The 14,073-nt window shown below is 40.8% G+C and carries 13 protein-coding genes; 9 read left to right on the top strand and 4 right to left on the bottom strand.

The window, feature by feature from the left end; genetic code table 11:
* The first annotated feature begins 184 nt into the window (after window positions 1-184).
* Window positions 185-1,213 (top strand): ribonucleotide-diphosphate reductase subunit beta, encoded by a 1,029-nt coding sequence (locus RYO55_RS00920; RefSeq protein ID WP_060919066.1) that lies wholly within the window; start codon window positions 185-187, stop codon window positions 1,211-1,213.
* Window positions 1,214-1,571: 358 nt separating this feature from the next.
* On the opposite strand, the gene RYO55_RS00915 is transcribed toward RYO55_RS00920, so the two are convergent.
* Window positions 1,572-2,030, bottom strand: a complete 459-nt coding sequence (locus RYO55_RS00915; protein WP_215675876.1) for a DIP1984 family protein — start codon at window positions 2,028-2,030, stop codon at window positions 1,572-1,574.
* 108 nt (window positions 2,031-2,138) lie between these two features.
* The gene (locus tag RYO55_RS00910) at window positions 2,139-2,555 is read right to left on the bottom strand and encodes a GNAT family N-acetyltransferase (protein ID WP_314983765.1); all 417 of its coding nucleotides are present in this window, start codon (window positions 2,553-2,555) and stop codon (window positions 2,139-2,141) included.
* 477 nt (window positions 2,556-3,032) lie between these two features.
* On the opposite strand from RYO55_RS00910, the gene aroF reads away from it, so the two are divergent.
* From aroF to RYO55_RS00870, 8 genes are all read left to right on the top strand, one after another.
* The gene (gene aroF / locus RYO55_RS00905) at window positions 3,033-4,046 is read left to right on the top strand and encodes a 3-deoxy-7-phosphoheptulonate synthase (protein WP_314983763.1); all 1,014 of its coding nucleotides are present in this window, start codon (window positions 3,033-3,035) and stop codon (window positions 4,044-4,046) included.
* 74 nt (window positions 4,047-4,120) lie between these two features.
* Complete coding sequence (gene aroB, locus RYO55_RS00900; protein WP_295814876.1) at window positions 4,121-5,173, top strand: 3-dehydroquinate synthase; 1,053 nt, start codon at window positions 4,121-4,123, stop codon at window positions 5,171-5,173.
* A 105-nt stretch (window positions 5,174-5,278) separates the two neighbouring features.
* Window positions 5,279-6,547 carry a 3-phosphoshikimate 1-carboxyvinyltransferase gene (gene aroA / locus RYO55_RS00895; protein ID WP_308521820.1) on the top strand — a complete coding sequence of 423 codons (1,269 nt, stop codon included), beginning with the start codon at window positions 5,279-5,281 and terminating at the stop codon, window positions 6,545-6,547.
* 74 nt (window positions 6,548-6,621) lie between these two features.
* Window positions 6,622-7,716, top strand: coding sequence for a chorismate synthase (gene aroC, locus RYO55_RS00890; protein WP_302497935.1), 1,095 nt, complete (start codon window positions 6,622-6,624; stop codon window positions 7,714-7,716).
* The gene (locus RYO55_RS00885; protein WP_008602300.1) at window positions 7,703-8,842 is read left to right on the top strand and encodes a bifunctional chorismate mutase/prephenate dehydratase; all 1,140 of its coding nucleotides are present in this window, start codon (window positions 7,703-7,705) and stop codon (window positions 8,840-8,842) included. The genes aroC and RYO55_RS00885 overlap by 14 nt, the downstream gene beginning before the upstream one ends.
* A gap of 124 nt (window positions 8,843-8,966) precedes the next feature.
* Window positions 8,967-10,202 carry a shikimate kinase gene (locus tag RYO55_RS00880; RefSeq protein WP_314983761.1) on the top strand — a complete coding sequence of 412 codons (1,236 nt, stop codon included), beginning with the start codon at window positions 8,967-8,969 and terminating at the stop codon, window positions 10,200-10,202.
* 420 nt (window positions 10,203-10,622) lie between these two features.
* A complete protein-coding gene (locus RYO55_RS00875; protein ID WP_314983760.1) occupies window positions 10,623-11,237 on the top strand; it encodes a type II toxin-antitoxin system RelB/DinJ family antitoxin in 615 nt (204 codons plus the stop codon).
* 15 nt (window positions 11,238-11,252) lie between these two features.
* Window positions 11,253-11,555 (top strand): type II toxin-antitoxin system RelE/ParE family toxin, encoded by a 303-nt coding sequence (locus RYO55_RS00870; RefSeq protein WP_314983759.1) that lies wholly within the window; start codon window positions 11,253-11,255, stop codon window positions 11,553-11,555.
* A gap of 24 nt (window positions 11,556-11,579) precedes the next feature.
* Here RYO55_RS00870 and aroD read toward each other — a convergent pair whose 3' ends face one another.
* Together aroD and RYO55_RS00860 are read right to left on the bottom strand one after the other, a co-directional pair.
* Complete coding sequence (gene aroD, locus RYO55_RS00865; protein ID WP_314983757.1) at window positions 11,580-12,374, bottom strand: type I 3-dehydroquinate dehydratase; 795 nt, start codon at window positions 12,372-12,374, stop codon at window positions 11,580-11,582.
* A gap of 311 nt (window positions 12,375-12,685) precedes the next feature.
* Complete coding sequence (locus RYO55_RS00860; RefSeq protein ID WP_314983756.1) at window positions 12,686-13,930, bottom strand: MFS transporter; 1,245 nt, start codon at window positions 13,928-13,930, stop codon at window positions 12,686-12,688.
* Window positions 13,931-14,073: the final 143 nt, after the last annotated feature.

Below are 14,073 nucleotides of genomic sequence, written 5' to 3'. Positions count from 1 at the left end.
CGCTACATTCTATAATGCAATTTAAGCTATGGTAAAAGTTAAAGATATCATTGCCATAGTTTACGAAAAATATGCTCTATAACTAAAGAGCACTAAACTCGTGAAAGATACTTTCACGAACAATGTAAATCTAATGACGACCTATAGAAGTATAGGTCGCATCATTGTATAAAGGAGTCCTACTATGGATAAAAAACTGATTTTTAATGAAAAAGGTGACCGTGGCACTCAATCTATGATTGGCGGTAATACTACGAACCTTCGCGAGTGGAATCGTATCAAGTACGACTGGGCAAACCAAATGTACCGTACGATGCTCAACAACTTCTGGATTCCGGAAGAAATTTCCTTGAACGAAGACGTTAAACAATTCCCATATTTAACAGATTATGAACGTCGTGCCTTTGATAAAATTATTGCGTTCTTGAACTTCCTTGATTCTATTCAATCCGAAAACTTACCTAACTTGAGCCGCTATATCACAGCTTCTGAAGTCGCATCCCTTTTGAATATTCAAACATTCCAAGAGGAAATTCACGCTCAAAGTTATTCCTACATTTTGGATACTGTAACAAATCCGATTACGCGTGACAAAATCTATGATGAATGGCGTACCGATAAAACATTACTTGAACGTAATCGTTTCATCGCCGATGCATACCAACGTTTCAGCGACGATCCTAGCGAAGCCAATCTTATTCACACAATCATCGCTAACTATATCTTAGAAGGCATCTACTTCTACTCTGGTTTTAGCTTCTTCTACACATTGGCACGCCAAGGCAAGATGACAGCTACATCCACTATCTTCAAATATATCAATCGCGATGAAGTAACTCACCTTGTATTGTTCCAAAATATTATCCGCGAGTTACGCCGTGAACGCCCTGATTTGTTCACCCCAGAACTAGAAGCGAAAATCACGGATATGATTCGTCAAGGTACGGAAAATGAAATCGCTTGGGGTCAATACATCACTGACGATAAAATCCTCGGCCTTAACAACGTTCTTATCGAGCGCTACATCAAATACCTTGCAAACATCCGCTTAGAAGCGATTGGTTTACCTCATTTGTATCCTGAAATCAAGGATAATCCAATGGAATGGATTGAAAGCTTCTCCAACTTGAATAGTACAAAAACGGACTTCTTCGAAGCAAAAGTGACGAACTATACAAAAGCAGCGGCATTTGATTTTGACGATTTAGAGTAGAATGCCATCATACAATACAATATCTAGGGACTTACGTCCCAATAGAAAAGAGCTGATAGCTATAACGCTACCAGCTCTTTTTTCATGATTATTTAAAGTTTTATGTTACATAGAATTACTATTTCATCAACACTGAAATTCTTTATTTCAGCGTATATGTAGTAAAAAAAATATAGTCCCCAAACGCCACCCTCGTTTGCACAGTCGACACATGGTAATACATTGTAAATTGTATCAATACATTTGTGCGCAAATAGGCCTACACTGTAGTTTTTCATTCGCCCCATGAATGTATTCATAAAACGCTTGGTAAAAGCAAAAGTTTTTGTGTCCACCCTGTTTCAAACTACCAACTATATTAGCTTTCAATCAATTCAGTTGTCCAGTTAGCAGACTGTAATAGATTGTCTAATAAACGAACTTGTTTTGCGATGTGATCAGCTTCTTTTTGGATATCTCCAACATTGACGGTCGGTATTAACTTGATTTCAGACCCTCTCGCACGAAAATTGATACTACCTGCGCTAGACGCTAATGTTCGATAAGCACTTAGCCGCAACGCAGCACTGTCTTTTTCGGCAATAATTTCGGTAATAGAACGACCTTCTACAATAGTTTTACAATTTGTTATATTAATGTCTGCAATTAACTTTTGAAGTCTAGTTACACATTGATCTAATGTTTTCAAGAGCTCTTCAGGGTTTTCATTCGGTACCTCCCCTTCTTGCACTAAACTATTTTGAGTTAAACGAAGCTCTAAATCGCTTATTTTATAATTCAAATCAGACCGCTCTTGTAATGCTTCTGCTAGTTTCATGAATTTTCACCTCATAACCAAAAATAAATTAACTTACCTATTAACCATTACGTATCATATAGGAATCTATTTCATATAAGTATCCACTTATATTTATTATATAACGACTTATAAAACTTTTCGCATGAAAATATGTGGACAATCTTCATCAAGGTATTCATCCCCTTCTGCTTTATATCCAAGGGATTCGTAGAATGGTCTAGCCTGTACCTGTGCAGATAGACCGCAAGTTTTAAATCCTGCTTTACGAATAGTATTCTCTGCAGCAATCATTATGGTAGCCCCCAATCGTTGCCCACGAAATTCTCTACGAACCGCTAGACGTCCGATATACGCAGAGCCCACCTCTTTACCAGGAAAATATCTGCATGTACCGGCTGCCTTACCATCAATAGATAAGAGAACGAATTTTGCAGTCTCATCTATTTCATCGAACTCTTTTGAAAAGCCTTGTTCTTTCATAAACACATCGATACGAATTTGTTTTATTTCATCGGTGATATGATCTAATATTTGAATTATCATATGGTACCCTTTCTGCTTCTAAATACATTCGTAAAGATATCAAAACATATTACAAAAGACCTTTATAAACACCTCAAGAATATTTATAATCATTATATCAAAAGCCTCGTAGTTTTCACAAAAGAAATCATATCTGACTGAGTCCCATCACAACTATTTTCTAAAATTTACATGAAGTTCGCTTTTAAGTATTGCATAATTTTATCATTTGGGTTTATACTATACCCAACATTTTAGAAAGGAGCAACCAAAGATGACTAACCAAATTAGCCTCGCAACAAAACAATACTTTTATTGGTTCTTTATCCAACGTACGGGTAAGGAACTATTTGTAATGCGCTAATTAAGGATTTTTCAACATTAGTTGCTCACAGAATAGTTAAAGGGCTACCCGTATTAGCTTACGGGTAGCCCTTTTTTGTTTGCTATCCGTATGGTAAGCCCTACTATTCACTGTAGTTACAAGGAGGTATTATCATGATTATTACATTGAAACAAAACGCAGCAGCGGAAGAAGTATCCCGTTTACGCGGTGAATTAGAGGCTCAAGGATTCGTTATCCATCCAGTAGAAGGTACTCGATACAATATTCTAGGACTTATCGGTGATACTGCATCTCTTGATGCCCGTCAAATCGAGTCTCTAGATTTCGTAGATAAAGTAACTCGCATTCAAGAGCCATACAAAAAAGCAAACCGCAAATTCCATCCAGATGATTCTGTAATCAATGTTGGTGGTGTCCTCATCGGTGGTGGTCACTTCGCAGTAATTGCCGGTCCTTGCTCAGTGGAAACACCTGAACAAGTATTAGCCACTGCTAAAGCATGTAAAGAAGCTGGTGCTACCATCCTTCGTGGCGGCGCTTTCAAACCTCGTACATCCCCATACTCCTTCCAAGGCATGGGCCCAGAAGGCTTAGAGTTATTAGAGCTTGCTAAAAAAGAAACAGGTCTTCCTATCGTTTCCGAGGTTATGGATATCTCCCAATTACAATACTTCGATAATGTAGATATGCTTCAAATCGGTGCTCGTAATATGCAAAATTTCACGCTTTTAAAAGAAGTGGGCAAATTAAATAAACCAGTTCTTTTAAAACGTGGTTTATCTGCAACATACGAAGAATGGTTGATGGCTGCTGAGTACATCATGTCCGAAGGCAATGAACAAATCGTATTATGCGAACGCGGTATCCGCACATTCGAAACTAAGACTCGCAACACCTTAGATGTAACGGCAATTCCTATGATGCATGAATTATCTCACTTGCCAATTATCATGGACCCTAGCCACGCAGCAGGTATGAGCCGCATGGTTCGTCCGCTTTCACTTGCATCCGTAGGCGGCGGTGCAGACGGCCTTATGATCGAAGTTCACAATGATCCATCCAAAGCATTGTGTGACGGCCCTCAAGCATTACGTCCAGACCAATTCACTAGCCTTATGAAAGAAATTAACGCGTTACGCCAAGCATTGGTAGAATGCACTAAATAATCTTACATATCACACAAATAAGCTAGTATCCGTTATAATAGATACTAGCTTATTCTTTTAAGAAAGGAACCGTTATGACTCGCATTCACATTAACGCATCCACACCCTATGACGTTGTCATCGAGGAAGGCGCTTTACAACGCATCACCGATTATATTAAACCATTAAAACCAAATTGCCGTGTTATCATCGTCAGCGATAGCAACGTGGCACCTCACTATTTGGACTCTGTGAAAGCTAATATGGAACATGCGGGTTATGCTGTTTGTGATTATGTTTTCCCTGCTGGTGAAAGCTCCAAAAATGCTCATCAACTCATCGATTTAGTAGAATACATGGCAGCCCAATCATTGACTCGCAAAGACTTGCTCATCGCCCTTGGCGGCGGTGTTGTAGGCGATATGGCGGGCTTTGCGGCAGCGACCTATTTACGTGGTATCGACTATGTTCAGGTTCCTACATCTCTATTAGCCGCAGTAGACTCGTCTGTAGGTGGTAAAACAGCGGTCAATCTCGAAGCTGGGAAAAACCTATGGGGCGCTTTCAAACAACCTATCCTTGTTCTCTGTGATCCAGCTACACTCAATTCATTGCCTAAAATGGAATGGATTAATGGGTGCGGTGAAATTATCAAATACGGCTTCCTCGACGTACCGGGTTTGCTCACTCAACTCGAGAACAGACCATTAATTAAACATCGCAATAGTGTAAGTGGCGTTATTGCCCGTTGCGTACAAGCAAAAGCGGATATCGTGGAACAAGACGAACGCGAGTCTGGCATACGTGCCCTCCTAAACCTTGGTCATACCTTTGGTCACGGTATTGAAAAAGCGAGCCACTTTGAAGTGCATCATGGCTATGCCGTTGCCATTGGCATGGTCCTCATGGCACAAGGTGCTGTCAAACATGGAGAATTAGATACGGAGGCCTTAGAGAAATTAAAGGCCCTCATCAAAGCACACGATTTGCCAACCACAACAACGATAAGCAAAGAAGAGATTCTAGCTGCCGCTAAGCACGACAAAAAAAGCGAAGGAGCAACCATTAAAATCGTAGTACCTACTAGCTATGGTCACAGCGAACTCAAGGTAGTAACGCACGAGGAACTTGCTACCTATCTTGATTAGTATAATCGGTATATTCCCTATCGAGTCTAAGGCTGCTATCCGCTTATAGTCTTATAGATTGTTATTTCTAAAATAAGGTTTACCTGAGATATAAAGGAGATTTATATGCATTCCGTAACGAACGCTGTTCCTTCAGGGACTATCGCGTCCATCCCAGCAAAAGCTCATGCGCACCGCGCGTTGATTTGCGCCGCTCTTGCTAGCTCGCCTTCTACGATATTGCTGAGCCGCACCTCTAAAGACATCGATGCTACTATGGACTCCTTACGAGGCTTAGGCGCACACGTTGTGTATGAAAATAAAGTTGTCACTGTTACACCTAATCCTGCGCCCCATAAAGGCAATGTGGTTCCCCATGAATCGGGTACTACATTGCGCCTCTTGTTACCAGTGGCAGCCTCCATTTGTAATGAGGTAGATGTGGATGCGAAAGGTCGTTTACCAGATCGTCCTTTAGAGCCCATGCTCGGTGAAATGAAAGCTCACGGCGTAACATTCTCCCAAGATAAACCACCATTCACCATGACAGGTCGTCTCCAAGGTGGAGAGTTCGGTATGGTTGGCGATGTGAGTAGCCAATTTTTCTCTGGATTATTATTAGCAGCTCCACAATGTGGAGGTGCTACAATTACATCTACTACGCCACTTCAATCTAGCGACTATGTAACATTGACGACTACGACGATGGCAGACTTCGGCGTAACAGTCGACCATATACCTGCCTCTGATACAGTCCAAGAATCCTTTACGGTAGCTGCTAATGCTACTTTTAAAGGACAGAACGATTACCAAATCGAAGGAGATTGGTCCAATACAGCGATTTGGATGGTGGCCGCCGCTATGACAGGCAAACCTATTACCATTACGGGTATGAACAAGAATTCTGTACAAGCTGACCGCCGCATCATGCAAGTTATGATTGATGCCGGTTGTGATGTGGTATGGAATGGAATGAACGTAACCATTACAGGCCGTGCAGTAAAACCAATCCATGCCGACCTCGAGCAAATGCCCGATATGTTGCCAGTTATGGCCGCCCTCGCTTGCTCTATCCAAGGTGAAAGCTCCTTTGTTAAGGGCGCGCGCCTACGCTTGAAAGAATCCGATCGCCTCGAAGCCGTTGCTAATCTCGTCAGAGATTTAGGAGGCACGGTTCGCGAAGATGGTGATGACCTATATATCATCGGTAGTGGTATACTAAAAGGAGGACAAGGTGATTGTGTTAACGACCATCGCCTTGTTATGGCAGGTACATTGATGGCCCTCATCAGTGAAAATCCTGTGATATTAAAAGATAGCCAAGCTATCACAAAATCCTATCCTGACTTCTTTGAGGACTGGAACATACTAGGTGGCAATGCACAACCAATATAGCTACCTAATCATAGCTAATGCGTTTCAATAGATAACAATACTAGTCATACATACTATAAGTAGGAGTAAATATAATGGCATCTAATTTCGGTAAAACCATACAAGTATCTACCTTTGGTGCGTCTCATGGGTACGCCATCGGTGGTATCGTGGAAGGCCTCCCTTGTGGACATACCATCGACATCGACGAGCTACAAGCCTTCTTAAAGCGCCGTGCGCCAGGTCAAAACCAATTACAAACGCAACGTAAAGAAGCCGATATACCTGAATTCTTATCAGGTATGGTAGATGGCATGCTCAGTGGATCTCCATTAGCATTTATGATTCGCAATACATCGCAGCACTCCGGTGATTACAATAACTTACGCGACATTCCTCGCCCATCTCATGCGGATTTTACGGCTCGCATGCGCTATGGTGACAAGGTAGATATGCGCGGTGGCGGCCACTTCTCGGCACGTCTTACAGCACCTCTTTGCGTAGCTGGTGGCATTGCACTACAGTTATTGCGTGAAAAAGGTATCGAAATTCACGGCCATTTAAAACAAGTTGGTACAATCCAAGATACTCCTATCGATATGGTTCATCCAGATATGAAAGCACTTGCCAAAATAGCTACCGAAACTATCGCTATGGTCGATGCAGACAAGCGTCCTGAAGTAGAAAACTTAGTCATGAAACTAAAAAAAGACGGCGACTCTACCGGTGGTATCGTTGAGGTTGTGGCTACAGGTCTACCAATCGGACTTGGCAATCCAAACTTTGACGGCATTGAAAACCGATTAGCTCGCGTGATCTTTGGCGTACCTGCCATCAAAGGCGTGTCCTTTGGCGGTGGCTTCGACATGTGCTCTCGTCTTGGATCAGAAGTGAACGATGCTTTCACCATGGACGGCGATATAATCACAACAACTACCAATAATAGCGGTGGTATTCAAGGCGGTATCACCAACGGCTTGCCTCTCGTTATGCAAGTAGGTATAAAGCCTACTCCATCCATTTATAAGGAACAACATTCTGTGTCTCTTTCACAAAAAGAGGACACATTACTCATCATTAAAGGTCGTCACGACCCATGTGTAGCGCTTCGTGCCATACCTGTTATCGAAGCCGTTACAGCTCTTGTCATTCTTGATTTCTTAGGAGATATTGACCATGAACTTAGATGAAGTACGCGTTAAGATTAACGATATAAACGACCAAATGCTCGCCCTCTTCAAAGAGCGCATGGAACTCTCTAAGGACGTAGCGGCTGCAAAAAAAGAAATGAATAAGGCTATTTACGATGCCAAACGAGAGCGCGACATCCTCGACAAGGTAACAAAAGATGCAGGTCCAGACCTCGATCTATATGCACGACGCTTTTTTGAAGCATTATTTAGCTTGAGTCGTACATACCAATCTGAGCAACTATTCCAAGACAATGAATTCACTTTAAAAATGAAAAAAGCCATTGAGCAATCCCCTACTTTGCCACCTCAACGGGGCAGTGTAGCTTGCGCCGGCGTATTCGGCAGCAATGCTCAAATGGCGTGTGATAAATTATTACCCCTCAGCCAAATCCATTATGTAACGGGTTTCCGTGCCGTATTCGATGCCGTAGAGTCAGGCGAATGTCAATTCGGTGTATTACCTATTGAAAATAGCTCCAATGGTTCTGTAAAAGAAGTATATGACCTCTTAGAAGAGCGCAAATGCTATATCGTTCGCGGCACGCGCCTTTGGATTTCTCATGACTTGCTCGTAAAAAAAGGAACAAAACTAGAAGACATTCACACCATAATTTCCCACCCTCAAGCGTTGGGCCAATGCAGTCACTTCCTAGATAAGTTAGAAGGTGTAGAATTACGCTCCTATGACAACACGGCTCGAGCTGCACAGCTCGTAGCGGCTAGTGATGACCCAGGGGTGGCAGCTATCGCAGCACCTCAATGTGCAGACCTATATAATTTGTCTCCATTATTGAGAAACATCCAAAATAGCGACAACAACTATACGCGCTTTATCTGTATTAGTAAGGACTTTCACGTATACCCAGGAGCTAATAAAATCTCAGTAGTAACGACAGCAAGCCATGCTCCAGGGGGCCTTGGTACATTGCTCACCAAATTTGCTAACATCGGTGTGAACCTTACAAAACTCGAATCCCGCCCTATCGTAGGACATAACTTTGAATTCTTGTTCTACCTCGATTTGGAAGCATCCTTAGCAGATCCAAAAGTACTCTCCGTGTTGGCAGAGCTCCACGCATCGCAAGATAAATTCCGCTTGCTCGGTAATTATCCTGAAAATTAATATTTTCCTCTATGGTAGTGCTTATTAATGACATATATAGTACAATGGATATAGTTTTAAAACTCCAATGGCTAATAGGTGACAGCCTATTAGCCATTTTGTGTATATTGACCTAGGAGGTCCTATGAAATTTGGTTTACTTGGCCGTACGTTGGGCCATAGCTTTTCCCCACGCATCCACAATGCTTTAGGAAATACTAATTATGAATTATTTGAACGAGAACCGAGCCAACTGCAAGAGTTCTTTGCAAATCCAGAATTACAAGGTATTAATATTACCTTTCCTTACAAGGTTAATGCCCTTGAGGCTTGCGATGTAGTTGACCCTCGCGCGGAACGCATTGGCTGTGTAAACACAATGATCCGTAAAGACGGCAAATGGCATGGTTACAATACAGACTACGATGGATTTGTATTCACCCTAAAACACGCTGGTATCGATGTATCTGGTAAGGAATGCATCATCCTTGGCGATGGCGCATCTTCTGCTACCGTTCACGTGGCTCTTGAAGATCTAGGTGCTAAGAGCATCACGCATCTATCCCGTAAAACAGCTCCGCTCTATACCGATGCACCTAATTACTACGAAACAACGCAGATTATCATTAACTGCACGCCTATCGGTATGTATCCACATAATCCGGCTAGCCTGATAGATATTATGCAATTCTCCAAATTAGAAGGCGTTGTGGATCTCATCTACAATCCTCGCCGTACAGTATTGCTGTTACAAGCAGAAATGCTGGATATTCCTCACTGTGATGGACTACCCTTCCTCGTGGCACAAGGCGTTGAGGCGGCTAATCATTTCCAAGGTGAAAGCTTTGGCACCAAGGAAATCGAGCAAATCTTGCGAGATATGCGCCGTGAAAAGGAAAATATCATCCTCATCGGCATGCCTGGAGTTGGTAAAACAACAGTAGGCAAAGCAATTGGCAAAGAGATGGGCCGTACTTGTATTGATGTCGATCAAGAGTTAGCAAAAGAAATCGGTGATATTTCCAAATATATTACGGAACAAGGGGAAGTAGCATTCCGCGAAAAAGAAGCGGAAATGATTGCTAAACTAGGGACGAAAACAGGTATTGTTATCTCCACCGGTGGTGGCTGCGTTACAGTACCAAAAAACTTTGCACATCTACGCCAAAATGGTCGTATTTACCAATTGACACAACCGGTGGAAAAACTATCTACTTCAGGTCGTGTCCTATCCGGTGGTGGCATAAAACGCTTACGTGAACTCGAAGAAAATCGCACTCCAATGTATGAAAGCTTTGCCCAATGCATCGTAGAGCATAATCACAATGCACCGGAAACAGTGGCGGCTATACTAGAAGACTTCGAAGCAAACTTATTGTAAGAGTTTATATAACGGTATTTATTAGATTGTTTCCTCTATATAAGTAAGGGCTTCTACATCTTTAGAAGTGAGAGCATTTACATCTGTATTCTTAGATAAAACTAAAACTCATATCATGACATCAATGATATAAACTGAAAAGCAGTAGCTATCCTAAAGATAACTACTGCTTTTTTATGTGTCCTATGTATTATATATATTTGTAAAAACCATCATTTGCAATTACAATGTAATTACAAGTACAGAATTATTTTTTACAAAATATGTTTTGTAGATATATTTTAAGGCTATAGCTTTATAAAAATATTATTGTAAAAATACTGTTTAGAAAGAAATATCTTTTATGTAAAGCGTTAAAATACATTAAACACTATATCTATAATCAATATGTATAACATTATCCATAAAATAGGAGATACTATGAAAACCGTAAACCTACAAGTCCGCATCAACGAAGATCTAAAACAAGAGGTATCCAGTATATTGAAAACACAAGGTCTATCCTATACCTCCATGCTAGATGCACTATTCCGCCAAATCATCAAAGAGCGTCGCATTCCGTTTGCCATTGCGTTACCAACGGTACCTATAGATGAAACACCTACACCAAGCACACTCAACAACGGCACCTATGAACAACCACAAACTACATTAAAAGCCTCAGAAACTATCAATAGATATGGAAACTACGGAAATGTAACCCCAAATGAAGGAGAAGTAGCTTTCGATACAATTGATAAAACAGGTGTTCTTAACATCCGCATTAACCCTAAAGTAAAAACACTTACTACAGCAATCCTAAAAGAAATGGGATTAACCATGTCACAAACAGTTACACTTGTATCTAAACAAATACAATTTAATAAGGATATTCCACCTACTATCCTCCGTCCAGAATGGATTGATGCTATTAATAATGATTTCTGGACTGAAGAAGATTTAACTACAAGAATACAATTAGGGCTAAATCAAGCAGAAAAAGGAATTGGTGAACCTGCGGAAAAAATTTTTAATGAACTCCTTGAAGATTTATAAATATGGAGAGCTGAAATGAAGTATACAGTAATTATGACGCCTACAGCTAAGTCTGATATAGTAAATCTCAAAAGTTCACTAGAACAACAGATTATAGATTCTTCATTTATCAGAAAAGAATTAAAGTTGATTTATCAAAAAATTTCTTCATTAGCTATCTTTCCTGAACGTTATCCTATTTTAAATAGTAATACCAATTACAGAAAATTATCATACAAAAAATATCTTATTCTATATAAAGTCATTAATAATAACATATATATTTTTTATATCCGCCCTTCAAAAATGAATATACTACAAGAAATACAAAACATATAAAAAAGTCGGCTTTCGCCGACTTTTTTAATGCACTTTTACCCGTTTATGTTGTTGTTCGTCAAATACACCATCTACGTCGATGGTATCTAGAATTCGTTTTAAAGCATGTACATCGATTTGACCTGGCGCCGATGCTTTACCAGCAGAGGCAAAGGTCATGGCATTTCCAAATAGAGCACCTGCAGTGCGTGTAACAGCACCTAGTTCTCCCATTGCCATCGTAATAATTGGATCCGAAGGATACAAAGCTTTCACTTCAGCAGTTGCTTCAAGTAGCGTCAATACATCACCAGTTGTGTGAGGCATAACGGCAATCTTTGGCACATCGGCCAAGAACTCTTTCATTTGAATAAGTCGATTTACAATGACTTCACGACTCGGTGTACCATGAAAATCATGGTTACTCATGATAATAGTGATTCCATGAACCTTAGCGAACTCTATCGTTTTAAGCATTCTATCTTGATCAAAAAACAGCTCAATATCGATAGCATCCACCAATCCTGTAGGAATCAAACGCTCTAGCATTGTAAAATAATCTTGTGTAGAAATCGTTCTTTCCCCACCTTCACCTTTTGTGCGCCATGTAAAGAGCAACCCACGACCTTTCAGTTGTGGCTTGATGAGCATTAATAATTCAATAATAGCGTCAATGGAGTGGGCCCGCTCGAAATAGTCAATGCGTAGCTCCACTACGTGACACGGTGTATTACATGCGACCGCGGTGGCATCTAGAATCTCTTTCATTGTTGTGCCCACAATAGGCACGCATATTTTTGTGCCCTTTTCGCCGAGTACAGTATGACCGATACGGACCATAATAACTCCTTTCTGTCCCACACGGTGAGACTAATGACTTACCTTAAACTAACTATATACCAATATTTTTGTAAAAGCAATCAATCGGCTCATATTGAATCGCTATTCACTAAAAACGTATGAAAGCCTGCTATTATGCACTAAAACAGTATTCTTAGATTAACGATTAACATCACTTTTTCTTATACCCTAGATTAAGACCGCTTACCAATAAACGGTCTGTACCTGAAAGCCTCGTATTATAAAAAAAGCATAAAAAAGTAAAAGCTCCTTACCAATATATATTAGTAAGGAGCTTGTTAGACTCTAATTCACACACTATATTTATCATGTTGAACAGATAGTTTCCGTGATTGGAATCCCATATAGAGTAATAGCAAACCTGTAATACTAAATACATAGGATATCCCAATATAGGTAGATACAATACTTGCAAACACTGGCCCTACCATGGAACCAAATTGTTGAGCCGTCGTCGTCATACCAAACATGCGACCTCTAAAGCCTGGATCTGTATTAAGTGTTACGGCTGCACTTAAAGATGGGTTGATACCTACAATACAAGAGCCAATTAACACTTGTAGTACACCAAACCACCAGATACCTACTGGTAAGCTTTGAAGTAAGAGAACAACACCACTACCAAGCATACAGTAGGAAATGGTTCTAAAGTACCCACGACGCTCACCGAGGCGCACCCACAGATTAGTCGTTAAGGAACCGGCTAAACCACCGATACTGAGGATAGTACCCGAGATGATGGCTGCCCCTTCCATAGTACCTTGCATATCACCTACATAAAGCGCCAAAATAGGCTGTAGCATCATGATGACACATTGCATAAAGAAGTAAATCCATAAAAGTCTTACTAATACAGGTTGTTTTTGAACCGACTTAAAATCTTCTCGCAAGGATGTAGCTGGTGCCGGCTGTTTGGACTGCTCCTTAGAAGTTGTATTTTCAACTTCTAGTTTTGGTTCTTTTACAAGAAACAATACCGCCAAGGTAGCAATGAATACGGCTATACCAGATATATAAAATACAGGGCGCATACCTACGACACTTTCAACGGCACCACCTAAAAATGGGCCGATAACATTGCCTAAAATCAGACCTGTTTGGAATATGCCGAGGGCACGGCCCACCTGTTTCTCATCCACACTGAGGGAGACCATTGTCATCGCCGCAGGATAGAAACCATTAGCGAACCCAACTAAGGCACGCCCCATCAGCAATTGGTACTGATCCGTTACCATACCAATGAGGACATAACTAATGGCAATCGCAAAACCAGCTCGTAGAGCCATCCGCTTCTTGCCCTTGTTATCCGCAATTTTACCCCAAATTGGCGCCATAATGCCAGCGATAAGAAAGGTAATGCCAAAGACGAGACCTGACCAAAGTGCCACATCATCCTTAGGAACACCGAGTTCCAACAGATATATAGGCAGAAACGGAATTATCATTGTGTAACATATGGCTAGCACAGTCATACTAGCCGTAATAATCCATACGTTTCGCATGCCACCTCGAGCATCATATTCAGTTGAACTCATATTTACCTCCCTTCCGCGTATAATTGTAAAGAAAACTAATAGAAACTAATATACATACCAATATATTAAATTATATTTCCATTTGAATTTCTATCGATCTAACTAATCTAAGATCTAATCACATATATAAAGAAGAGCCGCAT

The organism is uncultured Veillonella sp. (assembly GCF_963551295.1).
In the GTDB taxonomy this organism is placed as follows: Bacteria; Bacillota; Negativicutes; order Veillonellales; family Veillonellaceae; genus Veillonella.
Note: the sequence above shows the minus strand (reverse complement) of the source record. Positions and strands in the feature narration are given on the sequence as shown.

Bases quoted from the DNA above. Each gene is read 5' to 3' on its own strand.
- RYO55_RS00920 (WP_060919066.1), top strand. From the start codon at position 185: ATGGATAAAAAACTGATTTTTAATGAAAAAGGTGACCGTGGCACTCAA.
- RYO55_RS00915 (WP_215675876.1), bottom strand. From the start codon at position 2,030: ATGAAACTAGCAGAAGCATTACAAGAGCGGTCTGATTTGAATTATAAA.
- RYO55_RS00910 (WP_314983765.1), bottom strand. From the start codon at position 2,555: ATGATAATTCAAATATTAGATCATATCACCGATGAAATAAAACAAATT.
- aroF (WP_314983763.1), top strand. From the start codon at position 3,033: ATGATTATTACATTGAAACAAAACGCAGCAGCGGAAGAAGTATCCCGT.
- aroB (WP_295814876.1), top strand. From the start codon at position 4,121: ATGACTCGCATTCACATTAACGCATCCACACCCTATGACGTTGTCATC.
- aroA (WP_308521820.1), top strand. From the start codon at position 5,279: ATGCATTCCGTAACGAACGCTGTTCCTTCAGGGACTATCGCGTCCATC.
- aroC (WP_302497935.1), top strand. From the start codon at position 6,622: ATGGCATCTAATTTCGGTAAAACCATACAAGTATCTACCTTTGGTGCG.
- RYO55_RS00885 (WP_008602300.1), top strand. From the start codon at position 7,703: ATGAACTTAGATGAAGTACGCGTTAAGATTAACGATATAAACGACCAA.
- RYO55_RS00880 (WP_314983761.1), top strand. From the start codon at position 8,967: ATGAAATTTGGTTTACTTGGCCGTACGTTGGGCCATAGCTTTTCCCCA.
- RYO55_RS00875 (WP_314983760.1), top strand. From the start codon at position 10,623: ATGAAAACCGTAAACCTACAAGTCCGCATCAACGAAGATCTAAAACAA.
- RYO55_RS00870 (WP_314983759.1), top strand. From the start codon at position 11,253: ATGAAGTATACAGTAATTATGACGCCTACAGCTAAGTCTGATATAGTA.
- aroD (WP_314983757.1), bottom strand. From the start codon at position 12,374: ATGGTCCGTATCGGTCATACTGTACTCGGCGAAAAGGGCACAAAAATA.
- RYO55_RS00860 (WP_314983756.1), bottom strand. From the start codon at position 13,930: ATGAGTTCAACTGAATATGATGCTCGAGGTGGCATGCGAAACGTATGG.